We start from the raw sequence: 22,817 nt of genomic DNA on the forward strand, positions 1-22,817 counted from the left end.
AAAACAATGTTGGATGCAGGGCCGTCTTCAATTTTACAGAACTTTCGGCACACTACCTTCACTAAACAGTTCCTTTATAGACAACTTCTAATGCTCTATTAACAAAAGTCCGTAATTCATATTCACTAACAGTAACTTGATCCGCAGCAGGATCTGTATCATGATGAAATGGCCCGGCATAACTGTTAATATCATTTAATTCATCAACAATGTTTTTTGCATGCCTTAAAGGAGATGATGGATCAGCATTATTTATTTGGTTAATAACTTTACCAAAAAGCATGTCTTTTTTTATTAATCCTGGAAATCGTCTATGTAGATATCCTTCCAACATTGGTCGTATAGCTTTTGCCACATCATTTTTGTCAGCAGTGGTGCTACCAGTGGAGAAATCAGTTAAAATACGATGGTGTTTGTAGTAACTCGCTTCACATTCTCTGTCTAAATCTATAGCACCAAAGTCACTATAATCACCAGACATATGTGCAATTTTTATTGTTAGGATATTTTGCTTATCCTTTTTAGAGAGTTCATTATGTAAATCATGAAGAAAATATACATCGTGTGCTAAAATTATTAACTGATTACAAGAGGCATATATGTCTTTCAATTCTTGACGAGTTGATTTTTTCCTATTTAAATCAAAACTACACATAGGATCATCAATAACGATAATTTTTTTAGCAATTTCAGTATCTGATTTGACAATTGCAATAAAAAAAGCAAAGGCCAAAGTTCGTTTATCTGATTCACTTAATGATGTTCTAAATCCTGATTTTTCACCATTTAAGTTAATATTTTGACCACGAATTTCTAATCCATAATCACTTTGAAGGGTTCCAGCACCACCTAAATAGTTATGATCCATTTCCGATATTATAAATGAAGCACCAAATTTTCTAAGAAGATCATTTATGGTTTTTTTATATGAAGCCAGAATAGCTTCCATCTCCGAATCTAATTGACTTTTAGCAGTAATTTTCCTTGTTTCAGCAGATATTTTCTCTATCTTGACTTCCGAAAGTTTTTTCAATTAACTCAACTACAGTTGGATCATACCTTTTTTTTGACCATTCAATATCTGATATTTGTTTATTCAAATTATCAATATCTTCTGAATCAAGATTCGTCTTAAATACCTTAATTAAATGAATTGCTTTATCAATTTGTGTGTTACAATTATCTATGCAATTTAAAACTTCATGCCACTTTGATATAATATAATTTTTATCTGACTCTTGTACTACCTTTTCAAGTGGGTTTGATTGTTTTCTGCTGATTAATTCATTTAAACGGAGATAAATTGACCGAATATTTTCAAGAGCAATATCTGATTCAAAAGATAGTTCATCCAAATCTACATCTTCTTTCCAATTATCTGCAGTGATTCTTGATTTAGAAAATGAATTATTTAAATTGTTAACCACTTCCTCGCTGCAAAGTTCCTCACATTTTTGTGGTAATTCTTCAATATTTTTTAACAGAAGACGATATTCATGATTAAAATATGTTCTATACGATTTAACTAAATCTAAACCAGTAATTTCTTGTCCACAATATGGACATTTTTCGTCATTCTCATGAGAAAGACCATTAAATAACCAATTTTCTAAATTAGCTCCTCTTTGTTTTTTGATATGATCTTTTACTTTTGTTTCAGCTTCTATGTCAACATCTTTTAAAGAAAAATTTAATCCAAAAAATATACTATCAATATCAAAAAGTGGGATTTCAAGTTTTTTTGGTATTTCTTTGGCTTGAAGATTTACAATGTTCTTAGCATTGTCAAGTCTTGAACGTAATTGTTCTATTTTTTTATCTGGTTCTTCAATGAATTCAATTTCATCAAATTCTCTTAAAGAAAGACCAATATGATGACCATTTAACTGATCCTCTAAAGACCCAATATTTATTTTAATATTTTGTAAATTTTCCAATGACAGATTATATTCATTTTGTGTAGTTACTGCTCTGTCACCAATAGCAAATTGAAGTAAGTTTTGTCTCTGATCTGGAGTGATTTGCCCACCAGAGTATACATTCCGTTCAACAAAATCTGCATCAAATACAAGTATTTCTTGACGTTTTTCAGACCATTGAGCACCATCAAATGTAACTTTATGACCACAATCAAATTGAATATCTACGTATTGTTCATTCTCACTGCCAAGAGTTTTTCTGCTAGTTATTATCGATGGATCTCCGGTAGAACATGATTCAAAGATTGAAGCCAATGTTGATTTGCCTCTGCAATTATCAGCATAAATTAAGTTCGCTTTTTTAAAACCAAAACTTGAACCTTTTGCACGATGGTACAAACCAACAGTTTCAATATTATTAATTCTCTCAATCATATTCCCACCTAAATCGATATTTATGTTTACTGATAATTACCTGGAAAAAATCCGCTGACAAAAATTTGTCGAATTGATATGCCAAATTATATTTATATTCTATTCGAAATATCAACAGATATTTTAGAATACAACAGTAATTAGGTAATTAACCTTGGATTATGCATTTATTGATTATATATGCTAAATCCTTTGTGATATAAGGGACTTTGTTTTTGCCTTGTTATCCTCTTCAATTATTAGGGTTTTCTTTGTATGAGTTCAGATATTCTGTTGGGTAAAATCACAGTAACAGACTGGGACAAAGAATATGAAGATTTAGGTCGGAATTCAACCTCCGTTTTCCTTTTTTGATGGTAAAAGGAATACGAATGGCTTAATAAAGAATATATTGTAAATGATTATGCTAAAATGAATCTATCAATATTATTGCAATCCCTTTCCAAGTTAAAAAGTGAGAATATTAGAAGTTCCTCTCACTTTAAAATTCGACTTGAAGAGAGGAAAGATGATTCAATGCCTGATATTGATGGTATTCATAAAATGCTTATGGGTAGTGATCCTGTAGCAATATCAAATCAAGAGGATGAAAAATTTGAAATCCTATTCAATTTAAACGAAAATTATGATCTAACTTTGGTGGTCTCAGTAAAGAGTACCAATCCTGAAATAATAATAAGTTTAATAACCTGCTATAAAAAAGACAGAAAGAGGAGGGTGAAATAACATGGCTGTAAATCAAATTCACACGGCAGATACTATTGACTATGATTATGAAAATGACAGTCTTTTTCTCTTTACCAAAGGGGGGGCCGAACATAAGCACTCGCTGGTTATAGACAATATCATCATTGATTTCGGCGAAGGAAATTATATCAAGGGCGTGGAGATACAGAATGCCTCTAAAAGATTCGGTGTCTCAAAATATGCACTCACAAAATATCGTCGAATCAACGTCAACCTGAATGTCTCAAGTGAAAAACTTGAGCTGAATATAACACTCACTCTTGAAATACGAAATAAAAATCTCCCGAAAGCCATCACCGCAGCAGATATCAACGAATTCAATATTCCATCCGGAACCATGGCCATGTCGTGCGGAATGTGTTGAAGACGCACAATCATTTCACTCGGTTTAAGCAACACTTAAATAACCCCCCCAAAACGGGCCCGCACCCCCCCTGAAAAACGCATCCCCCCCACAGACGGCCGGAGCGGGCCTTTCTCCCCCCCCAAAGACACCCCCCCATACATCCTCTCAAAATATCCGCGAATAGCACCCCCCCGTATTAGTCTATAATCCTTTGGATATTTCGCAAATAACTGGCATTACTGCCGTCTTTTCCCGGCATTACATACGTGACCAAAAGAGACCGGAAATGAGCAGGAAAAGATGTATTTTACCCTCCGGTTCCCAAAAATATGAACCGAATATCCCTCTGTTTCCATCATTCAGGTATCCGCCGATATTCCTGGATTTCACCTCCCTTGCTCCATCGAATAAAATTCTGTGGCAATCTATGCCGTATAATAGGGATGAGTCCAATAGTAATTTCGTGGACATCTACATCGATGAATCGGGGGATCTCGGATTTACGCAACAGTCATCAGAGTATTTTGTGATGGCGGCCCTCGTTCCCTGCAATACATTGCCGATTCAACGATGCTTTAAGAAAATCCGGCAGCAGAAAATGAAAAAGAAAATGAAGCAGGTGCCGGAACTGAAATATAACAACACGCCTCCGGAGATGAAACGCAGAATATTCCGGTGCCTTGCCTCCTGTGATCTCGATATCGCCTATTTAATTCTCCATAAACGGCAGGTTCCTCTTCATATCCGGGATAAACATCAGATAATCTATAATTATCTTGCCGCATCGCTGGTCTCAAAAATTACTGCCTGTTACGGGACTTTTGACCCCCCGTCAACGTAATTATTGACCAGTCCCTATACGGATTACAAAAAGAGCATTTTGATGACTACCTGGCCTACAAAATGCTGGAATTCCCGGACAACGGGATTGCCGATAGAAGTCGGATAACCATTATGCATGTTGATTCTCAAGCAGAACCATGCATCCAGGCAGTTGATTTCATCGCGGGTGCTATACACCGTAAATACCGTTCAGATGAAACAACACATTACGATCTGATACGGGAGAAAATGATCTTAGAACGGGTATTACCATGATCACAATAGAGAGAAGAAGTGAACCCTTCCGTACTTTGTCCCACCCACCTTACGGTGGCCTCATCCGTTTCCGGAAGGACTTACTCACTAATGTACTACAGGGTAGTACACGGATATAAATATTTGTCCCCCCCACCATGGTTCTGCGATTTTCAGACCCCCCCTGTACCAGTCAGTCCCAACGGTTCCTGTCCTCCAGCGGGTGCAGCCTTCGTTTGCAGCATGGAGAACCGGTGGCCCGCATATGATGGCGGCAAGTGCAGCAGAGGATGCCGCAGGGGACGGAAGCTGCCGCCATCATACCAGGCGACGACATTGCTTTGTTCGTCCTCTTCGGCCAGAATTGCGCCGGAAGCAATTTCGTTGGCGGAAAATCCCTGAGCACAGCACCCGAACCCGCATCGGCATGGGAGATGCACAGGTGCTGTGGGGGGGTCTCATTCTGCCGCAACATCCTCTTCTCTTGAAGAAGCGTCTCTCTATACTCTCTTAGATCTGTATCATTCGGGTGGAATGCTCGGTTTTATCCTGGCGGAATATGCCGAAATCCTGCTGCAAAACTGCCGCCATTCCGCCAGCGTCACCCCCCCGCCCATCAGCCGGGCAGACTCTTCCGGCTGATGAGCACATCAGAAGGTGCTGTGTGAAAACACCGGCCGTGCCATGGGCAATGCACCCGAGTTCATTGATACGCCATATCGGATATTGCCTGAAGGCTGACCCGGCCTACGGAGAGGGTGTTGCTGCTGCACTCGGCCTCCCCCCCGCTTGTAACAATGGAGTGAGCGGTTTTCCCACCAGGCATGTGCATCCACCCTTCTTCCGCCACACCGGCTACAGGGACGCTGCCCACCTCCGCCGTGTTTTATTATCGATGATTGTTGGAAATATTTTAAAATAATAAAACTATTATATTTTCCGTGCAGAAATTGTTGGAATGAACCATGAAAATCCTTCATCCCTGAAAAGAGCCCCCCCCTGGCCAACCCGGGAATGGCTGACTGCAGACCCGGCATCCGCAGGAATGGACCCGGAAAAGCTTGCCGTACTTGATCAAATAATCCCGGCGGAATACGAAAATATCAACGGTATCGTCATTCTAAGGAATGGACAGATCGTTTTTGAACGATATTATCATGACCATTGTCCTGATGATACCCATCATGTAACCTCGGTGACAAAGAGTGTCACCTCTGCCTTAATCGGTATTGCCATCGATGCAGGATATATCAAAAGTGCGGACCAGAAGGTACTGGATTTTTTCCCGGAATATGTTCCCATTCCAGCTGAACGGCAGAAACGGGAGATCACCCTGCGCCATCTTCTCACAATGACGGCACCGTATGCATTTGAAGACTGGCACGAACCGCTGGACCGGTTGTGCATGCAACCGGACTGGATGAAGTATGGTCTGGATATTCTCGGCCAAAACGGAACAATCGGGACATTCAAATATTCCACTACAGGAACGCATTTGCTTTCCGCCATTATCACCCGCAGCACTGGAAAAAGTGCCCGTGAGTTTGCAAATGAACATTTGTTCAGATCTGTTGGCATGAACGAGATTTCGGATAATGCAATGGAATCATTCGGGTTTGAGGATTTATTCGGAAAAAAGGTGAAAGGATGGGTACACGATCCAAATGGCAACTCCACCGGTGATGGGGACTTACGCTCACTGTGCGTGATATGGCACGGTTTGGTCTTCTCTACCTGAACCATGGCATCTGCGATAATAGTCAAATTATTTCCCGGACATGGATTGATGAATCAATCGCGATGAATCCCAATACGTACGGGTATCTCTGGTGGCTGCGTGAAGAGGACGGTATTTTTGCCTACATGGCTCTCGGCGATGGCGGAAACGTTATTTGTTGTATCCCGGAAAAAGACCTGGTTATAGCAATTGCATCTGAATTTGTCATGAACGCTAAAGACCGGTGGCCGCTGATATCGGAGTGCATAATTCCTGCGGTTTATTAACACCAGGATCTACCGATATTTTCGCCTCTTCGAAATACAAGCATGGAGGAACTGGAGTTGTTCAGCCTCATGCTCATGGAAGGAGGCGACCTGAAGATCAACAAAACAAATATGCCGCAAATCCATCCTCGGATTGGTGCCATTGAAGTCGATTTTGTCCTTCGAAACCCAAAAATATGGAACAAATACACCCTCTGTGCCAGCCCGTCCCAACGGTTCCTGTTCTCCAACGAATGCAGCCTCGTTTACAGCATGGAGAACAGGTGGCAACATATGGCAGCAAATGCAGCAGAATGCAGCAGGTGGAGGAGGCTGCCGCTATCATACCAGGCGACGACATTGCTTTGTTCGTCCTCTTCGGCCAGAATTGCGCCGGAAGCAATCTGGCTGGTGGAAAATCCCTGAGCACAGGCGCCCGAACCCCCCATCGGCATGGGAGATGTCCTGATGCTGTGGGGGGGTCTCATTCTTCCGCAATATCCCCTTCTCTTGAAGAAGCGTCTCTCTATACTCTCTTAGATCTGTATCATTCGGGTGGAATGCCTAGTTTTATCCTGGCGGAAAGTGCCGCCATGCTGCTGCAAAGCTGCCGCCATTCCGCCAACGTCACCCCTGCAATCGGGAGGCGTTCGCCCCCCCATCATCTCGTTATCCTCTGCGCCAACAATACCACCGGCTGTTTCATCCAGAAGGCCATCAGGTTCCGGAAGTGGATTGAACACATAGTATCAGCCAAGAAACCGGAACACCTTCTGCACGTCATAGGCATTTTTAAAAATGAGCCTCCGTTCCCCTACGGATACGAGCATTTTGCGATGTGCATCGCTATTTCATTAGCAGTAAAAATAAAAATAGTTGAAAAATCCTGATCGCTTACTTCATCTTTTTATTGAGTTTCTTAAGTTTCTTTGCGGCTGCCTGGCTGCCGCCAGCTGCCTGCTTCGAGAGTACTTCTGCTTTGGCCGCTTTCGCTTTGTTCTTCTTCCCTAAATCTTTTTTACTCAATGCCATACAGTTTAATCTCCTAGCCTTAGCCGTGTTTTATTTATTTCTTTTCTTCATATAAACCTGTATTGTTGTAGGAACCTGAAAAAGATAGTGTGACGAAATGCTAACCGATTCAACTGTTTGTTTTACCATTTTTTGCTCCGTTGAAACCCTGTTGCCGAACGTTCATTCCCGAAATCGTTTTGTTATTCCATTTCAGGAATCCAACCGAGTGTCTGAATTGTGATCGAAGGAAAATAATCATTCTATCCCATATTCTCCCATCACCCGCGTCCCCAGATACGTCTTCGATTCAACATACCGGAATGTTGCAAGCTCTTCCTTTTCAAATCTGGTCCGCTTTTCCAGAGATTCCAGGGTCGGCCATTCCTCAACCCCCGATATAATCCCACTCTTCGTTTGACCACCGGCAGTCAATTGTCAGAATAAGTTTCATCCCGCATTCGTCCATCTGCTCGCGGTCCCTCTGCATGAATTGCGCCTTTTTCTCTTCCGACAGGTCATAATATGCCTCCCTGATCTTTGCGAAATACACTCTGATGATAGGTTTATTCTCGGCCATCGTATCCCCCCCCACGTGTCTCAACTTATTTCCGTCCCATGAATCCGGTGAAAGATATACGTTTCTGCATGTTTCAGCCCGAAAAGAGTATAAATACAAAACAGCATCTCTCACCCATCGCCTGAAAGGGGGGGATAGGAGGAAACTGAAATGACAAACCCTGCCGCCGGTATATCGCTCCGCGAAGCTGCAATCATCGCAGGGTTCGGGCTCCTGATCATGACGATTGTCTATCTCTTCGCGGATTATTTTGTGCTCCGGAGCCTGATCGTGCCGGGAGATGCCGCAGCAACAGCCAATAATATCATGGCCAACGAGGAGCGGTTTCGCATGGCTGTCTGCAGTATTATCATTGTAATCATTCTTGACCTGCTGGTGGCCTGGGCACTGTATGTCCTCCTCATGCCCGTAAACCAGAGTCTCTCGCTCCTTATGGCGTGGTTTCGGCTGGTGTATGCCATGATTTTCGCATTCAGTCTGATCTTTCTGGTAATGGTGCTGCTCCTTTTGAGCGGTGCTGACTATCTGACCGTCTTTGAAACCGATCAGCTCCATGCTCAGGTGATGTTCTCTCTCAATATGTTCCGTGAAAGCTGGGCCATTGGATTAGTATTTTTTGGCCTCCATCTCGTCCTCCTCGGGTATCTGGTTTTTAAATCAGACTACATCCCCCCCGGAATTCTGGGCATCCTGTTAATCGTTGCCGGTCTCAGCTATCTGGTAGATACTGTTGGCACGGTGCTGTTCCCCGACTTCAATCTGCCAATCAGCCGGATTGCGGGGGGGTGGGGGGGGAACTGGTGTTTCTGTTCTGGCTTTTGCTGAAAGGACGGAACATACCCGAAATGATAAATCCGGATGAGCCCCTGCATAGAAAAAAACAAAGGCCGGGGGGGATGAGCCGACCAGAACACCAAAGCCCGAATTGAAGAAGAGTAGAGATAATAACCGGGATGAACTCAATCGCAATTGCGTGGACCGATCCTGACATTCGATTCCATCGCGGTCACTTGTTTACACCACAAATACCCCCCCTTAGATAATACAACCCATTCCCATCCGGTATACAGGAGAACGGGATTATTTCCCGGCACTCTTTAGCCCTGACACCAAATACAAAAAAAGAGGAATCGTTCACTTCAGGATTGTTTATCCCAGAATTCTTCCGCCTCGGTCTCCATTTTTTCGAGCCTTTCGTAATAGTCGGGGAATTCATTCAGATGAGCAAGGGCAATCTTCCCGGTCATCAGGGGGATCGTCACCCGTCACGTTTGTGCCGGGGGGGTCTGTCAGCCCGTGTTCCAGCTCCACGTTCATTCCCGCCGTAAATTCCTCGACGGAAAATTTGTCCCATCTGATTCCGAGTTTTTCCCCCCCGATTTCCTTGCCTTCGGTTGTTGTGAATGTCTTTTTACCGCTCATAAACCTACTCCGTTTTTTTAAGGATGTGACTATGGGGGGGAGATATACCTGTTGCCTCCAAACCACCCGATGAAACGGACGAAACGGACGAGGTCGTTTTTTGAACAGAGGAACACTCCGCAGGGTTCTGTAATATCCGGCTTCTCATAGTAAAGGAAGACCATTGGATTATTGAAAAATCAGTTTGGCTGCCATACGGCTATTATCAGGCCCCGGCCCCGTATCTTCCTGTTTAGGAAAACAGATCCGGTATCTTGAACAGTATGAGCAGTATCCCTGACACAATACAGGCCAACCCGACGTTATGACAGCACCGGCTATCCCGTGTGCAGAGAATCACGCCAACGACGAAAACGAGAATGAGAATCGGAATCATGTGCAGCCCCCCCGAATAGTAACTGGGGGGGTGGGGGGGTTGGCCTTGTGTATATCGGAATGATATTTTTGCTCCGGGAAGAGCAATGATACAAATATCCGGGTATGCAGATCCTGCATCCAAAGAGAACAGCTCATCTCCACTCCCTGCAGGTGAGGCTTTTATGAGACTGTAGTAACACTAAGAAAACCTATGGAACCTCTCTTTCACAGATGCACAGCATACCTGCACAAACTCTGTAACGAAATACCGGAAAGATGCGTCGGCAGTAGCGGCAACAGAAGGGCCACTCATTTTTTTGAAACAGAGATATCATCATTCGGCTGGGATACCGAGCTGCAGGAATTTGATGCGATTGACTGGGAAGACGGGGGGAGCGATTCTCACCTCTCAGGGACTGAGTTTTGAAGTGCAGGTGAGTCCCTACTCTCTGGGGGTGCGACGTTGAATCAGAGCTTGTTTGCGCTTCATGCGTAGAGGAACTGGCACAGCTGAAACCCGGCGGGAAGATCCTTCTTCTGTATGGCGACATTGCCCGCGAACCGCTCATGCCGAAGCATTTCGTCTTCTATAACCCCCCCATAGAGCATCAGCGGATCATCTCCCTTCTTGAGAAAGGCAACCCCCCCGCAGCCATACTCTGTGCCACCGAACGAAACCCCCCGCCCTTGCCGGAGGGGGGTATATCCGTCCCCCCCCTGATTGAAGACGGGGATTTTGATATCCCGTCGGTCTATATGACAGATGCAGAAGGAAGAAGGCTGTTGCCTGATGAAGGAACAACCGTTGCACTAAAATCCCTGTCCCGGCGTATTCCGGGGAAAGGCCATAATGTTGTTGCCAGAAAAGGGAAAAACCCATGCGGGCGAATCGTAATCACGGCACATATTGACGCAAAGAAAGGGACGCCCGGTGCGACGGACAACGCAACCGGTGTGGTTGTGCTCCTGCTCCTGGCAAAACTGCTGGCGGATGATACCGGAGACCGGCAGATTGAGATTGTGGCTTTGAATGGGGGGGAGGATCATTACGCCGTTCCCGGACAGATGCTCTACATGAGCAAAAACAAAGACCGGTTTCAGGAAATCCTTTTCAACATCAATATTGACGGGGGGGCGGGATATAAAGAAGGGAAATCCGCATTTTCGTTCTATGGTTTACCTGAAGAGATAGAACAGAACGCCCGCGAGGTATTCCGTACATATGACGGGATGACCGAGGGTGTTCAGTGGCCGCAGGGAGACCACAGTCTTTTTGTTCAGCAGGGCCGCCCTGCCATTGCGATATCGTCACAATGGGTTACGGAAAATATCGCCAGTCAGGAGATCACCCATACGCCGAAAGATACTCCCGCGATTGTTGATTGCCGGAACGTGGTTGAGATCGCAGAAGCACTCCATCAGCTTGTCAGGAAATACGGAACAGATCCGACAGATTGTTTCACCTGAACTTCGGGTGATCCCTGCCCGAATATTTTTTTGAATGTCCGGGGGGGACGGTTTCCATTCTCCCATGATCAAAAAAGAAGGAATCAGGACTCCGGGGGGGATACCTTTTTCCGCTAACTGATATCCACAATTACCATTAATTTAAAATAATCAAACAGGGAGATTAGCTTATGAAATTACGTGTTATTCTTGAACCCAGTGAAGAGGGGGGATATACGGTGTTTGTACCGGGGACTTCCCGGCTGTATCAGTGAAGGGATACACAAAGAAGATGCATTACACAATATCAGGGAAGCTATCACTCTTTATCTGGAACCCATAGAAGACGATGCGATTTTCAGTGATACTGCCGAGCAGATTGAGATTGCGGTATGAACCATATGCCCGGTCTGAATTATGACAAACTCATCGTTGTTCTTCAAAGAGATGGATGGGTCGTTGTCCGTCAGCGGGGCAGTCATATTCGTATGCAAAAACACACGCAGACAGAAACTCTGAAGCTGACGGTTCCGGCACATCAATCAAACGATCTACCTGTCACACATCCTAAAGCAGGCTCATATGACGGTTGAAGAGCTGAATGAATTAATATAGCTTCTGCCCGAACCTTTTTTACAATATCCTCTTCTTTCCGAAATTTCGCTGAACAAATCACTGCAGGTATTTGATCAGGGATTTCAGTTCTTCCCGGCCTTTCGAATTGTATTTGATCAGGGACGTTAACTCCTTGCGCACGTCCGGATGCAATTTCACGATTTCCCGGATGATCTGAAGCACCGAGAACTCCGTTACCTGAAGGTTTTTGACCGAGTTTAACACCGCGTTCAGAACCTCATCATCAAGCGTGATGAAAAATTCTTTCATCCGGTAGTTCCGGGCCAGCTCCCTGCCCAGAGCGGCATTTCTCCAGGTCGTGTCATAACTCATCAGACACGCTTTCGAACAGTCTTCCTGTCTGATTGCCGCTGTGGCGACCTCTGCGGCCAGCCTGCCGGTGTACATGGCATGGTAGATACCGCCGCCGGTCATCGGATCACTCAGCCGGGCCGCGTCACCGACAATTAAAAGCCCGTCTGCAACCGTGCATTCGAGGGGGGGTTTACAGACCGAAACACCCCCCATGATGAGTTCCATCTTCTTACCTTCGGAGAATTTCTCCCGTACAAATGCATCCAGATAGTCTCTCGCACGGCAGCCTTCACCGGACCTGCTGCCCATAATCCCGATGCCCACATTTGCGGTGCCCTCTCCCTTCGGGAAGATCCAGACATATCCGCCCGGTGCGATGTCATTGCCGAGATAAATGACCGTCTCATCGGCATTGATATCGATATTGGTCATCAGATACTGGGCACAGGTCTCAAGTTCACGCATCGGGACGGTGGAGTTGATCCCGCACCAGCGGGCAAACTTTGATTCAACGCCGTCCGCTGCGATCACGACACTCGCATAGATATCCTGTTCCCCCCCGCCGTCGTGCCAAACCCGTGCACCCTGCACGACACCATCTGTTATAATGGCATCCACCGCACGGGTCTTCACATAGATTTCCGCACCGGCTCCGGCCGCCATCGCGATCAGATCCCGGTCAAAGACTTTGCGATCGAGTACATACCCCACTTCTTTTCTGGTGACCGCCGAGTCAAGAACGACCTTCCGGTTGTCCGGGGGGGCCACGATCACTGCCTGTCTGATCTGTGCGGAGACCCATTTCGTGTCGAGTTCGTCGAAAAATTCGTGGATCATATCCTCTCCGATCCCCCCCTCGGCGCAGCGCAGCGGCACACCGATGGCCGGGCGCTTCTCAATCAGGCAGACCGAGAGACCGTTCTCGGCCGCGGTTTTTGCCGCAAGGGCACCGCCGGGGGGGCCGCCTCCGATGACCAGCAGATCATAATGACTCTTCATCCGTGTTCTCCCCCCCTGTATCAGATGGACATATCGTGCCGGACCGTCTTCAACAGGGAAAATGTATTGGCAGGAATATATATTATTTTGTGCAGCCCGATTTTCCGCAGATGTTTACTATCGCACTGCATGGTATCTTTCTTAAGGGCAGGGCTTCTCTAATACTAGATCCTGATCGTCTGCCTAGCGGGGTGAGTTTGATCAAAGAGGATGTTATGCAGGAAGAATCATACTACGATGAAGTTTTTGAAGCACGGGATTATGCCGACAAAGGATTCAGCGGCAGGGAGTTTGAGTCATGTGTCTTTAAGGACTGTAACTTTTCCAACAGCAATCTGTCACAGAATGAGTTCATGGACTGTCAGTTTCATGCCTGCAATATGACCATGGCTAATGTTGAAAATACCTGTCTGAAACATGTCGATTTCATCGACTGCAAACTGACCGGCGTTGACTTTGGTTCCTGCAATAATTTTCTGTTTGCCGTGAACTTCAAAAACTGCCGTCTGGATTACTCGGTATTTTTCAACAATGCATTGCGGAAGACCATATTTAAAGACTGTATAATACAAGAGACGGCGTTCACCAATTCGAATCTGTCCGGGGGCACGGTTTCAGAACTGTGATCTGCACCGTACGGCGTTTCACGGGAATAATCTGACCCGTGCGGATTTTACCACATCCTACAACTACTCTCTCAATCCGGAGAAAAACAGAGTTTATAAAGCAACGTTTTCCTTTCCCGGAGTGATGGGGTTGCTGGATACGTATGACATTATCGTCAAATGATCTCTGGCTGACCCGGTATTCCGGGTCAAAATTCTGCCCATACGCAATACTTAAATATCTCCCAAAACCGGCCAAAAAACGCATCCACACAGACGGCCGGAGCAGGCCTTTCTCACCCGGAGACACCCTATCCATCCTTTCAAAAAAGTGATGAATAGCGCCCGCTTATTAGTCTGCAATCACCCGTCATTTCAGGAAATAAACGGCAAAAATACCGTGGATTTCCGGCAGCAGAATTGATCCGAAAATACGCTTATATTATGCCCCGATTCCTTTAAACAGGGGGGGGTGAAAGACAGGAGATCATGGGTGATCAAAGAGAAAGATCGGGGTCGGCAAACGGACTCCCGTCGAAATTTCTCCGTCCCCCCCTGATCTGCTTCCGGGAGTATCGCAACAGAGATATCTCCGTATCACGAAGAGGAGCATGAACGAAGTACGGGAGAGAGATATGACAACAAACAATGAGCAGAGCGCAGACATGCAGTGGAACACCGAAAAACGGGCCGCACACTACGATGATCTGGCCGCCCGGACCATTCCCGACCGGGATCTATTCTACCGAACCGTCACCGACGCTCTCCCGGATGAGAGCGAACACGTGCTCGAACTCGGCTGCGGCACCGGTCTTCTCACCGCACGCATATGTAGCACCCACCCGAAGCTGCCGTCATCTGCATCGATAGTTCTCCCGCGATGCTCGCCGTCGCCCGACAAAAACCGGAACTGGCCGGTGTCACCTGGATAACGGGGGGGGATATCAGGGACTCCTGGCCCCCCTGGTCCCTTTGATGCCGTGATGAGCACCTTCTGCCTCATCGTACTTGAACCCGATGGGCAGCGTATGGTGCTCAGGCAGGCATACGATCGGCTCCGCATGGGAGGCGTCTACATCACCGGATGTGTCGTGAGGCCCGCAGACGTGGAGGAAGAGCTGCGCCAGCTGGCCCGCTGGGAGACATTTATGGAGGATGCGGGCCTTGACCCGGAAGATATCCGGGAGCAGCGTGCCTCATGGGACGGGGGCACGGGAAAGCATCCACACCCCCCCGGACGGGTTCCGGGAGATGCTCGGAGACGCGGGCTTCACCTCCATCCGGTGCCCGTACCATCGCGGCTTGTATGCCGTCTTCGTCGGGGGGGTACGGTGAGAGGGCAGGCACATATCTTATCCGTGTCGATGGGAAATATCCAATCATGATAATGCACGATATCCTTCCGGGGGCCGGTTGCCATCGCCTGTGAATGCGTTCAGTGCGGCAACTGCTGCAGTAACATGAATCTCGTTCATACCATCACCGAAGACCGGGGCGACAACACCTTTGTTGTCTACAACTACTATTCCGGAGAGGTAACGGAAGTCCGGGTCGATGCGGACAAGACTGCCCTCTACGAAGATACACGCAGTCTGGAGAACCTGCCGGACGCATGCCCGTTCCTGCGGTTTGATACGGAAGGCAAGGCGTGGTGCACGGTACACCTGACCCGGCCGGAGATCTGCCGTGATTACTGCTGCTGGCGCCTGCTCATTTATGATGCACAGGGCAGACGGGCCGGTCGGGTGCTATATCAGCGCACCTTTGTTCCGGATACTGCTGAACTCGGCAGGCTCTGGGAAGAGGAGAAACCGAAACTCTCCGGGCTTACTGACCGGGAATGGGATGTGGCCGTCATTGGTTTTCTCACGAAAGCCGGATACCGTGTGCGGCAGTAGCTGGAAAAAAGAGGGAAGAGACTGTTTGCCTTCAGCATCCTCTTAAACCTCTTTGCCGCCGCCGGTGAGGAGATTGGCTGGCGTGGTCTCCTCGTCCCCGAACTGGCCCGGTTCATGGGGGGGTTTACCGAGCTGGCTCTCCTGAGCGGTGCGATATGGGCCGCCTGGCACATGCCCGTCGTCCTTTTCTCGACCTATAACGGTGCGGGCCCCCTCTGGTACTCGCTCCTGATGTTCATCCCCTCCGTCATGGGTGCGGGTCTCATCCTTGCCTGGCTCCGGCTCCGGTCAGGAAGTGTGATTCCCGCCATCCTCTTCCACGGTTTCTGGAACTACTTTATCCAGAGTTTCTATCCGGCCCTGACCGTTCAGACACCCCCCCCGTCCGATATGATGCTGGGGGAGTTTGGCTGGGCCTCTGCTGCCACCTATATCCTGCTGGCCCTGGTCTTCTGGCACTTCCGCACCCGTCTGCCGGAGAGTTATACCAAAGAGATATCCTAAACCGGGGGATATCCGGGAATTCGATGAGTATGAAATCGTATTCCCGGATCTGTGAGAGATCATGCCGCCGGGATCGCGGAACAGTCTGTCAGTGCTGAATGGACGAATGTACTTCCCATATGCTAATAACAGAATCCGGAAATTATGCCTTTTCCGGGGAGGGATATCATTTCCGGCATCTGAGAATCCTCCATTTTCCTCTGCTCACATGCCTGTCTGGCATATTTGTATATATCAGAATCGGTTAACAGGTGGCGCACATGTGAAACGGTGTTTGAATGTCCTAAAACAGGATTTCACCGGTTTTGCGTGTAATTGAGTGGAGGTATGAAAAAATGAAAAAACTATTTGTAGCACTCCTGGTTGCCGCCCTTTGTATGGTGGCACCGGCTGTTGCACTGGAATGGAGCGATCTTCCCACCGCCGATCTGGTTCTGATCGACGGCGAATATCCGCCTGGTGAACTGTGTGGAACCTACTTTGATGTGTATCTGTTTGAAGACGATGTCTATCCTGGATGGTGTGTCGATACAGTGACCACTTCAATCAAGGACGAATGGTATGAGGCCTGCCTTTCTTCCACCATCGGAGTATCCGAAGAGTGGAACATGGTAAACTGGATCCTTAACAACAGGGGGGGAGATATTCCATTTGGAGAGACCCAGGCAGCCATCTGGATGATACTTGGTCAGGAAATCCCGTCAGAGTATGCTGACTGGGACAACATTGTTTCAGCGACCCTCGCTGCTGAGGCTTCTGAGCACTGGGATTATATCCCCCCCGGATGTGATGATGTCGGAGCAGTCCTTGTTGAAGCGTGCATGTATGAGGGCCAGGTGCTTATCATCGAATTACCCCCCCTGGAACCCTGCCCACCACCTGTTCCTGAATTCCCAACAATGATGATCCCGGTCTTCCTTGTCGGCAGTGTACTGGTTGCAGCCAGTGTTCTGAGGAAAGAGTAAGACAGGATTCATCTCATTTCATCTTTCTTTTTTACCATCCGGTTCCCGTTTGACTGGAATGGATACGGCAAACTGTTTCTTCATCCAAACACCATCCGTCCCAAACCGGGGGGGGAATGTCAGGTCGGTTACGGGGGGGGCAGATATGCCGTGGAGTGGAACGGATTCAGCAGAAATATTCAGGACAGTATCGGGGTAATGCACATCGTTGTTTCCGCTGAACCGTCCGTCGGTGCTGAATGGACGAATTCACTCCAGATCTGCGAAAAACATAATCCGGAATCATTCCTCTTCTGGGGGGGAGACATCCCATTTTCAGCATAGGAGAATCCTCCTATCCCTCTGCTCACATCTGTGTCTGGCATATCTGTATATATCAGAATCGGTTAACAGGGCCCATATGTGAGGCGGTGACAGTCCTGAAACAGGATTTCGCCGGTTTTGCATGTAATTGAGTGGAGGTATGAAAAAATGAAAAAACTATTTGTGGCACTGCTGGTTGCTGCCCTCTGTATGGTGGCACCGGCTGTTGCCCTGGAATGGAGCGATCTTCCCACCGGCGACCTTGTGCTGATCGACGGCATGTATCCACCTGGTGAACTGTGTGGAACCTACTTTGACGTGTATCTGTTTGAAGATGATGTCTACCCCCCGGATGGTGTGTTGATTCGATGGGCACTTCAATCAAGGATGAATGGTACGAAGCCTGCCTTTCTTCCACCATCGGAGTATCCGAAGAGTGGAACATGGTAAACTGGATCCTTAACAACAGGGGGGGAGATGTACCATTTGGAGAGACCCAGGCAGCTATCTGGATGGTACTTGGTCAGCCAATTCCACCACAGTATGCTGAATGGGACAACATGCTTTCGGTGGCCGTAGCCGCTGAGGCAGCTCAGCACGGTGATTATATCCCGGATGTGATGATGTCGGAGCGGTCCTTGTTGAATCATGTCTGCCATGCTATGAGGGACAGACACTGATCATCGAATTACCCATGGAACCCTGCCCACCACCCGTTCCTGAATTCCCAACAATGATGATCCCGGTCTTCCTTGTCGGCAGTGTACTGGTTGCGGCCAGTGTCCTGAGGAAGGAGTAAGACAGGGTTAATCTCATTTCATTATTTTTTCCAGCATTCGATTCCGGAGAGGATTCTGCCTTATTTTAATGGATGGGATTATTGTTTTTCCAGATTGCCGGGATGGGTTTGGAAAGATTTGATAACAGTGGGAATGATAATTATCCTATCCTGTCGCATCGACACCGGACGGACATATGCTCTGCGTCTGATATCCGCAGTTGTTTTTATTCAGGAGATAATGAACGGATCTGCCGCCATTTTTTGAGATGATAATATTGTCTTCTTCAAGCGCGTGATGTGCCACGTGACCGAGGCTCCGATGATGCCCCCCCCACGCCTGGCCATTTCCTTTCTTGTACAATAGTGTAAATATCATCTTCACTGGTGTTTTGCCTGATGTAAAAGAAGCATATTGTGATTATGATCTTTTTTATGCCGTCATATGCAGAGGGACTCGCCATGTTCATCCATGAAGCAATTTCAAGCGGGCTTCCGCTTGTTGCCAGAAAGATCCTGCGCAAAGCTTTATCCATTTCCCCCCTGAGTAAGGGGGGGCATATGGCAGAAGATACGGCCGCACCACGGCGGGGGGGTGTGTTGGAACGGGCCCGCATATCCGTCCGGCACGTGGTTTTGATACTCTCCGGCAAAGGAGGTGTGGGCAAGACGACGGTGGCAGCAAATCTCGCATTCGCATTTTCCCGCCACGGCTTTAACACAGGGCTGTTGGATCTCGATATCCACGGCCCGGACATTCCCCGGATTCTGGGAATTGAAGAGCACCGGATGGTGTCGTATGACAAGAAACAGATGGAGCCGGTAGCGGTCACCGACACCCTTTCTGTGGTATCAATGGCTTTTCTCCTTCCTGAAACCAGTTCCCCCCCTGTCATCTGGCGCGGGCCGATGAAGACCGGGGGGGTTATCCGGCAGTTCCTCGAAGACGTCCACTGGGGGGGGAACTCGATTACCTGGTCGTCGATCTCCCGCCGGGTACCGGTGACGAGGCCCTGACCATCGCCCAGCTTGCCCCGAACATCGCAGGAGCGGTGATCGTCACCACCCCCCCCAGGACGTGGCCATACTTGATATCTCCAAGGCGGTGAAGTTTGTCCAGACCATCGGGCTGCCGGTCATCGGCATCATTGAGAACATGAGCGGCATGGCCTGTCCCCATTGTGGCAAAGATATTGACCTCTTCGGTTCAGGGGGGGCGGTGAGCGTGCCGCACAGAATTTCTTTGTCCCATTCCTCGGCGCCATCCCTCTGGACCCCCCCGCGATGCGCAAAGCAGCCGATGAGGGGGCGGCCGTTTCTCATCCGCGGCCCCGGTATCGATGCAGACAACCCCCCCACCTGGAAGCAGTTCGATGCTGTGATGGAGAACCTTGTCCGGGTCATCGAAACGGGTGCTCCGGGTGGCCGTCAAAAAGAGGAACTCATGCATTCCGTATGAGGGTCGGTACTCTCGCGTTCCGTGCCGTGAAGGGGGGGAAAAGAGAGATCCAACAGACAGATTAACTCTGATATCCTGACAATACCTGCAGCGAAATATGGGAAAACAGAATTGGGATCGGGTGTGCCGGATTTCACTCAATTAATGACAGATAAGCGGGTTTTTAATCCAAAATTAAAATATTAACATTTTATATGCTCAGAAAATGATGAGTTATATTGAGGGATACATGGATACACTGGGGGGGATTTTCAATACATATCAGGATGGTATCCAGAAGCTGTTCCGGTCACGATTGCTGCTGCAGATCATGATCTCATTGGGTGAGGGAGACAAAACTCTTACCGAAATTCGCGGGGTGACAGACACGACGTCGCAGACAATCCTTCCGAAGATACGGTATCTGGAGGAAGTGCATTACATACGATACGATGACGATGCCTATCACCTGACCCCCCCTCAGGGAAACGTCATTTCATCACAGATACAGGATCACATCAGAACAGCTTACCTTTTCTGTAAAAATCCCAAATTCTGGTCGTCACACTATCTTGAAGCACTTCCTGCCCCCCCGTTCCTGCGTGACATCGGCGACCTCTATCATTCCGGGATTGTTGAGACGTTCAATACGAATATTCTCTCTGTTCTGGAGTGTTTTTATGATATGCTGGAACATGCTGAACGGATACACGTCATCTCCTCTTTCATGAGTCAGTCCCATGCAGACGCCCTCATTGCAAAGGTGAAAAAAGGGGTGCCTGTGGAGATGGTGGTGAACACCGAGATCGCTGAAGAGCTCCGGAAGGAACCGTTCCTGAGTAAAATCAAGGAAATTGCAGCATATACTCACTTCAGGGTATATGTGGCACCCATGCCCCCCCTTTTTATCGGGTTGACGGTGACCGATTTGACTCTTTCCTTTGGATTATGCAGGAATGATGATTTCAAATACGATATGTCATGCGACCTCATCAGCACGGATAGTCTGGCCCTTGCATGGGGGTGAGCGCCTCTTTTCCTATTATAAGGATATATCAGAAGATTTTACCCTCATCTGATCTTGTCGGTGGGGGTGAACGATTTTTGCAGAAAACAGAAATCCCTCTTACCTCTTCTGGATTCTATGACATTCGTCAGAGAACTGAATATTCGGTGAACGAACTAATGTATACCGGGAGAGAGAGATATCATTTGTTGTCCGGGATTCACCTCATTTGGAGCAGATCTGCTGTTGCACGGGGGATCAACGGGTATGTTGGTGCAGTTCCTTCATCTGCTCTGACTGTTCTGTTCCTGATCAGCGTGAATCTGTATTTTTATACAAATCCGGACAGCGGTCCTGACGGGTCTGCCGGCCACCCGAACAAATAATATCCCGATCATCGTAGTGCTGTTAGATCTATGACCTGTTGTTCTCCCGGCGGCGGGAAATGAAGTTTTCTTGGTCACGTTGCTTTTTTGAGAAAATCATGGTCTCCTGACAGATGGAAGAATCAGCAATACTATCAATCCATATCGTTGCTGTCATTTCCCTGTTCTTACTGTCTGACTTCCATTTCCATGAGGGGGGAGTGAACGCTCATTTTGCCACCATCACCTACCCACTACCGGTCTGCCCGCAGGCATGACAATGATGCTGGATCGCTCGCTGGATGGCACACCGGCCGAAGCAAGATCGGATGGGAGAACGATTTATTTTTAAATGGCTGATAACTTATTCATCATTCGTGCCATCTTCGTGGTAATGATCTCTCCTGTTCGTCTCTATGCTCTCCAGACAAAATTTCATTTTATCCCCCCCTTGGTTTATTGGGCAGGGATTATTCGGTGCACCTCTTTGCTGGAGATTATCGTCAGAATCCCAGTTCCTTTATATTCAGCAGATCACTGAATATTCGTTGAACGAACTAATGTCAAATACCTGAATCCATGGTAATGTATGTTCAAATTTGAGCATACACCTGGAAACAGTGACCTGAATCTTCGGTCATTGTTTGATACTCTTTTGTACAGCTCGTTGTATCTCTGCATTGCCGCCGTTTCGATGGTTTACCTGTCTTCTGTGCTACAGGACATACCGATATCTTTGGCAGCATGCGGGATCATGTTCCTTGTTACCTTTTCGGTCTACAACCTGAACCGAAAAACCGACGAAGATGAAGATGCAATCAACCATTCCAGACGCTATGCATTCACGAAAAAGTATGCAACGGTTCTCATGAGTGTATCCCTTGGCACATACGTTGTTGCGTTTCTGATCGCCGGGATTTACGGGATGATGGCGGTGGTAATCACTGCCATTCCACTTGTAAATGGAATTCTCTACAGTATACCGTTTCTGCCCCCCCGCGGGTTCAGGTACCGTCGCCTGAAGGACATCCCCCCCTTTGTAAAAAACTTCATCGTGGGACTTGCATGGGCACTTCCGGTTGCACTTCTGCCTGCTGCATGCACGGGATGTTCTTTGGGGGGGGAGATGACAGTCGCAGTGGGTTTCTTCTTTTTTCTCCTGTCATTTATCGATTCAACGGTATTTGATATCCGGGATGTAAAGGGTGACGCCGAGACAGGCGTGCAGACTATTCCTGTGATCCTGGGGATACCGAAAACCAGATGCCTGTTGTCGGTGATGAATTGTGCCGGTATCGCGATCATCCTCGCCCTCTGTAACGGATCTCTTTCGACCATTGAAACGGTAATCATCACCGGTATTGCGATGTATATACAGGGTTACATTCTTTTTTTCAACGGCACCGAACGGGAACACAGCATGTATGACCTCGTTGCCGACGGGCAGTATCTGCTGCTCGGGGGGGACTGATGTACCTGTCCACCGCATGTATTGCATAAGAAGGTCAGGATTATCATCCCCCCCCTCTTATCTATCACCGGATGCCGTTGTCTGTTCTGAAAAAATACGGTGAGTAACAAATGAGCGCGGCTCTTCCGGTCAGTATCTGTTCATCAGTACGCCGAAGTCAGCACGCTGAATATTCGCTGAACGAACTAATGTATATGAGAAGATATGAGAGTACACTGTAGCCCGGAGTTCA

The 22,817-nt window shown here is 47.5% G+C and carries 33 protein-coding genes and 1 pseudogene; 25 read left to right on the forward strand and 9 right to left on the reverse strand.

The window, feature by feature from the left end:
- Positions 1 to 61 precede the first annotated feature (61 nt).
- Positions 62 to 949 carry an AAA family ATPase gene (locus JCM10550_RS04230; RefSeq protein ID WP_062397217.1) on the reverse strand — a complete coding sequence of 296 codons (888 nt, stop codon included), beginning with the start codon at positions 947 to 949 and terminating at the stop codon, positions 62 to 64.
- Positions 950 to 989: 40 nt separating this feature from the next.
- Positions 990 to 2,354 (reverse strand): AAA family ATPase, encoded by a 1,365-nt coding sequence (locus JCM10550_RS04235; protein WP_062397218.1) that lies wholly within the window; start codon positions 2,352 to 2,354, stop codon positions 990 to 992.
- A 516-nt stretch (positions 2,355 to 2,870) separates the two neighbouring features.
- Between JCM10550_RS04235 and JCM10550_RS04240 the strand changes: the two genes are divergently transcribed.
- From JCM10550_RS04240 to JCM10550_RS04255, 4 genes are all read left to right on the forward strand, one after another.
- Positions 2,871 to 3,080 carry a hypothetical protein gene (locus JCM10550_RS04240; RefSeq protein ID WP_245618718.1) on the forward strand — a complete coding sequence of 70 codons (210 nt, stop codon included), beginning with the start codon at positions 2,871 to 2,873 and terminating at the stop codon, positions 3,078 to 3,080.
- A gap of 1 nt (position 3,081) precedes the next feature.
- Entirely contained in the window at positions 3,082 to 3,465 is a 384-nt protein-coding gene (locus tag JCM10550_RS04245; protein WP_062397225.1) for a DUF2283 domain-containing protein, read from the forward strand.
- A 409-nt stretch (positions 3,466 to 3,874) separates the two neighbouring features.
- The gene (locus tag JCM10550_RS04250) at positions 3,875 to 4,288 is read left to right on the forward strand and encodes a DUF3800 domain-containing protein (protein ID WP_157199916.1); all 414 of its coding nucleotides are present in this window, start codon (positions 3,875 to 3,877) and stop codon (positions 4,286 to 4,288) included.
- Positions 4,289 to 4,814: 526 nt separating this feature from the next.
- Positions 4,815 to 5,012 carry a hypothetical protein gene (locus tag JCM10550_RS04255; RefSeq protein WP_062397231.1) on the forward strand — a complete coding sequence of 66 codons (198 nt, stop codon included), beginning with the start codon at positions 4,815 to 4,817 and terminating at the stop codon, positions 5,010 to 5,012.
- A 215-nt stretch (positions 5,013 to 5,227) separates the two neighbouring features.
- Here JCM10550_RS04255 and JCM10550_RS18115 read toward each other — a convergent pair whose 3' ends face one another.
- Positions 5,228 to 5,398 carry a hypothetical protein gene (locus JCM10550_RS18115; protein ID WP_157199917.1) on the reverse strand — a complete coding sequence of 57 codons (171 nt, stop codon included), beginning with the start codon at positions 5,396 to 5,398 and terminating at the stop codon, positions 5,228 to 5,230.
- A gap of 84 nt (positions 5,399 to 5,482) precedes the next feature.
- Here JCM10550_RS18115 and JCM10550_RS04260 point away from each other — a divergent pair, with 84 nt between their 5' ends.
- The 4 genes from JCM10550_RS04260 (at position 5,483) to JCM10550_RS18125 (ending at position 7,397) form a co-directional block, all read left to right on the forward strand.
- Positions 5,483 to 6,262 (forward strand): serine hydrolase, encoded by a 780-nt coding sequence (locus tag JCM10550_RS04260; protein ID WP_218185117.1) that lies wholly within the window; start codon positions 5,483 to 5,485, stop codon positions 6,260 to 6,262.
- Positions 6,235 to 6,528: a hypothetical protein gene (locus tag JCM10550_RS20380; RefSeq protein WP_218185118.1), complete on the forward strand. Its 294-nt coding sequence runs from the start codon at positions 6,235 to 6,237 to the stop codon at positions 6,526 to 6,528. The genes JCM10550_RS04260 and JCM10550_RS20380 overlap by 28 nt, the downstream gene beginning before the upstream one ends.
- A 42-nt stretch (positions 6,529 to 6,570) precedes the next feature.
- Complete coding sequence (locus JCM10550_RS18120) at positions 6,571 to 6,933, forward strand: hypothetical protein (protein WP_157199918.1); 363 nt, start codon at positions 6,571 to 6,573, stop codon at positions 6,931 to 6,933.
- Between the two features lie 134 nt (positions 6,934 to 7,067).
- A complete protein-coding gene (locus tag JCM10550_RS18125) occupies positions 7,068 to 7,397 on the forward strand; it encodes a hypothetical protein (RefSeq protein ID WP_157199919.1) in 330 nt (109 codons plus the stop codon).
- Between the two features lie 4 nt (positions 7,398 to 7,401).
- On the opposite strand, the gene JCM10550_RS19510 is transcribed toward JCM10550_RS18125, so the two are convergent.
- Positions 7,402 to 7,539 carry a hypothetical protein gene (locus JCM10550_RS19510; RefSeq protein ID WP_172673759.1) on the reverse strand — a complete coding sequence of 46 codons (138 nt, stop codon included), beginning with the start codon at positions 7,537 to 7,539 and terminating at the stop codon, positions 7,402 to 7,404.
- A gap of 367 nt (positions 7,540 to 7,906) precedes the next feature.
- A complete protein-coding gene (locus JCM10550_RS04275) occupies positions 7,907 to 8,098 on the reverse strand; it encodes a hypothetical protein (RefSeq protein WP_157199920.1) in 192 nt (63 codons plus the stop codon).
- A 150-nt stretch (positions 8,099 to 8,248) separates the two neighbouring features.
- On the opposite strand from JCM10550_RS04275, the gene JCM10550_RS04280 reads away from it, so the two are divergent.
- The gene (locus JCM10550_RS04280; RefSeq protein ID WP_218185119.1) at positions 8,249 to 8,923 is read left to right on the forward strand and encodes a DUF4386 domain-containing protein; all 675 of its coding nucleotides are present in this window, start codon (positions 8,249 to 8,251) and stop codon (positions 8,921 to 8,923) included.
- A gap of 314 nt (positions 8,924 to 9,237) precedes the next feature.
- Here the strand turns inward: JCM10550_RS04280 and JCM10550_RS21910 are convergent, their stop codons facing one another.
- Together JCM10550_RS21910 and JCM10550_RS04285 are read right to left on the reverse strand one after the other, a co-directional pair.
- Positions 9,238 to 9,345 carry a DUF5661 family protein gene (locus JCM10550_RS21910; protein WP_245618719.1) on the reverse strand — a complete coding sequence of 36 codons (108 nt, stop codon included), beginning with the start codon at positions 9,343 to 9,345 and terminating at the stop codon, positions 9,238 to 9,240.
- Positions 9,311 to 9,520: a DUF5661 family protein gene (locus JCM10550_RS04285; protein WP_245618720.1), complete on the reverse strand. Its 210-nt coding sequence runs from the start codon at positions 9,518 to 9,520 to the stop codon at positions 9,311 to 9,313. Before JCM10550_RS04285 ends, JCM10550_RS21910 begins: the two co-directional genes overlap by 35 nt.
- A gap of 568 nt (positions 9,521 to 10,088) precedes the next feature.
- Between JCM10550_RS04285 and JCM10550_RS04295 the strand changes: the two genes are divergently transcribed.
- From JCM10550_RS04295 to JCM10550_RS16845, 4 genes are all read left to right on the forward strand, one after another.
- A complete protein-coding gene (locus tag JCM10550_RS04295) occupies positions 10,089 to 10,304 on the forward strand; it encodes a hypothetical protein (protein WP_062397242.1) in 216 nt (71 codons plus the stop codon).
- A gap of 140 nt (positions 10,305 to 10,444) precedes the next feature.
- Positions 10,445 to 11,344 (forward strand): M28 family peptidase, encoded by a 900-nt coding sequence (locus JCM10550_RS04300; RefSeq protein WP_062397243.1) that lies wholly within the window; start codon positions 10,445 to 10,447, stop codon positions 11,342 to 11,344.
- A 222-nt stretch (positions 11,345 to 11,566) separates the two neighbouring features.
- A complete protein-coding gene (locus JCM10550_RS04305; protein ID WP_245618721.1) occupies positions 11,567 to 11,719 on the forward strand; it encodes a type II toxin-antitoxin system HicB family antitoxin in 153 nt (50 codons plus the stop codon).
- A gap of 5 nt (positions 11,720 to 11,724) precedes the next feature.
- Positions 11,725 to 11,916 (forward strand): type II toxin-antitoxin system HicA family toxin, encoded by a 192-nt coding sequence (locus JCM10550_RS16845; RefSeq protein ID WP_245618739.1) that lies wholly within the window; start codon positions 11,725 to 11,727, stop codon positions 11,914 to 11,916.
- 79 nt (positions 11,917 to 11,995) lie between these two features.
- Here JCM10550_RS16845 and JCM10550_RS04310 read toward each other — a convergent pair whose 3' ends face one another.
- The gene (locus JCM10550_RS04310) at positions 11,996 to 13,252 is read right to left on the reverse strand and encodes an NAD(P)/FAD-dependent oxidoreductase (protein ID WP_062397245.1); all 1,257 of its coding nucleotides are present in this window, start codon (positions 13,250 to 13,252) and stop codon (positions 11,996 to 11,998) included.
- 215 nt (positions 13,253 to 13,467) lie between these two features.
- Here JCM10550_RS04310 and JCM10550_RS04315 point away from each other — a divergent pair, with 215 nt between their 5' ends.
- The 6 genes from JCM10550_RS04315 to JCM10550_RS04340 all read left to right on the forward strand — a co-directional run bounded on the left by JCM10550_RS04315 (position 13,468) and on the right by JCM10550_RS04340 (position 17,224).
- Positions 13,468 to 13,878 carry a pentapeptide repeat-containing protein gene (locus tag JCM10550_RS04315; RefSeq protein ID WP_172673760.1) on the forward strand — a complete coding sequence of 137 codons (411 nt, stop codon included), beginning with the start codon at positions 13,468 to 13,470 and terminating at the stop codon, positions 13,876 to 13,878.
- A gap of 590 nt (positions 13,879 to 14,468) precedes the next feature.
- Positions 14,469 to 14,789, forward strand: coding sequence for a hypothetical protein (locus JCM10550_RS04320; RefSeq protein ID WP_062397250.1), 321 nt, complete (start codon positions 14,469 to 14,471; stop codon positions 14,787 to 14,789).
- A 51-nt stretch (positions 14,790 to 14,840) separates the two neighbouring features.
- Positions 14,841 to 15,242, forward strand: coding sequence for a hypothetical protein (locus JCM10550_RS04325; RefSeq protein ID WP_062397251.1), 402 nt, complete (start codon positions 14,841 to 14,843; stop codon positions 15,240 to 15,242).
- Between the two features lie 33 nt (positions 15,243 to 15,275).
- On the forward strand, positions 15,276 to 15,755 hold the full coding sequence (locus JCM10550_RS04330) for a YkgJ family cysteine cluster protein (protein WP_157199922.1): 480 nt from the start codon (positions 15,276 to 15,278) through the stop codon (positions 15,753 to 15,755).
- Positions 15,756 to 15,827: 72 nt separating this feature from the next.
- A complete protein-coding gene (locus tag JCM10550_RS04335; RefSeq protein WP_245618740.1) occupies positions 15,828 to 16,259 on the forward strand; it encodes a CPBP family intramembrane glutamic endopeptidase in 432 nt (143 codons plus the stop codon).
- Positions 16,260 to 16,594: 335 nt separating this feature from the next.
- Positions 16,595 to 17,224 carry a hypothetical protein gene (locus JCM10550_RS04340; RefSeq protein ID WP_062397255.1) on the forward strand — a complete coding sequence of 210 codons (630 nt, stop codon included), beginning with the start codon at positions 16,595 to 16,597 and terminating at the stop codon, positions 17,222 to 17,224.
- A gap of 18 nt (positions 17,225 to 17,242) precedes the next feature.
- On the opposite strand, the gene JCM10550_RS04345 is transcribed toward JCM10550_RS04340, so the two are convergent.
- Positions 17,243 to 17,428 (reverse strand): hypothetical protein, encoded by a 186-nt coding sequence (locus tag JCM10550_RS04345; RefSeq protein ID WP_062397256.1) that lies wholly within the window; start codon positions 17,426 to 17,428, stop codon positions 17,243 to 17,245.
- Between the two features lie 267 nt (positions 17,429 to 17,695).
- Between JCM10550_RS04345 and JCM10550_RS04350 the strand changes: the two genes are divergently transcribed.
- From JCM10550_RS04350 to JCM10550_RS04375, 6 genes and pseudogenes are all read left to right on the forward strand, one after another.
- A complete protein-coding gene (locus JCM10550_RS04350; RefSeq protein ID WP_062397257.1) occupies positions 17,696 to 17,977 on the forward strand; it encodes a hypothetical protein in 282 nt (93 codons plus the stop codon).
- Entirely contained in the window at positions 17,971 to 18,207 is a 237-nt protein-coding gene (locus JCM10550_RS19515) for a hypothetical protein (RefSeq protein ID WP_062397258.1), read from the forward strand. Before JCM10550_RS04350 ends, JCM10550_RS19515 begins: the two co-directional genes overlap by 7 nt.
- A gap of 659 nt (positions 18,208 to 18,866) precedes the next feature.
- Positions 18,867 to 19,764: pseudogene (locus JCM10550_RS04360) on the forward strand (Mrp/NBP35 family ATP-binding protein).
- Between the two features lie 229 nt (positions 19,765 to 19,993).
- On the forward strand, positions 19,994 to 20,770 hold the full coding sequence (locus JCM10550_RS04365; RefSeq protein ID WP_172673761.1) for a winged helix-turn-helix domain-containing protein: 777 nt from the start codon (positions 19,994 to 19,996) through the stop codon (positions 20,768 to 20,770).
- A 478-nt stretch (positions 20,771 to 21,248) separates the two neighbouring features.
- Positions 21,249 to 21,392, forward strand: a complete 144-nt coding sequence (locus tag JCM10550_RS18135; protein WP_157199923.1) for a hypothetical protein — start codon at positions 21,249 to 21,251, stop codon at positions 21,390 to 21,392.
- A gap of 311 nt (positions 21,393 to 21,703) precedes the next feature.
- Positions 21,704 to 22,585 carry a UbiA family prenyltransferase gene (locus tag JCM10550_RS04375; protein WP_083475297.1) on the forward strand — a complete coding sequence of 294 codons (882 nt, stop codon included), beginning with the start codon at positions 21,704 to 21,706 and terminating at the stop codon, positions 22,583 to 22,585.
- The last annotated feature ends 232 nt before the right edge of the window (positions 22,586 to 22,817 follow it).

The sequence above is a fragment of the Methanogenium cariaci JCM 10550 genome (genome assembly GCF_001315945.1).
In the GTDB taxonomy this organism is placed as follows: domain Archaea; phylum Halobacteriota; class Methanomicrobia; order Methanomicrobiales; family Methanomicrobiaceae; genus Methanogenium; species Methanogenium cariaci.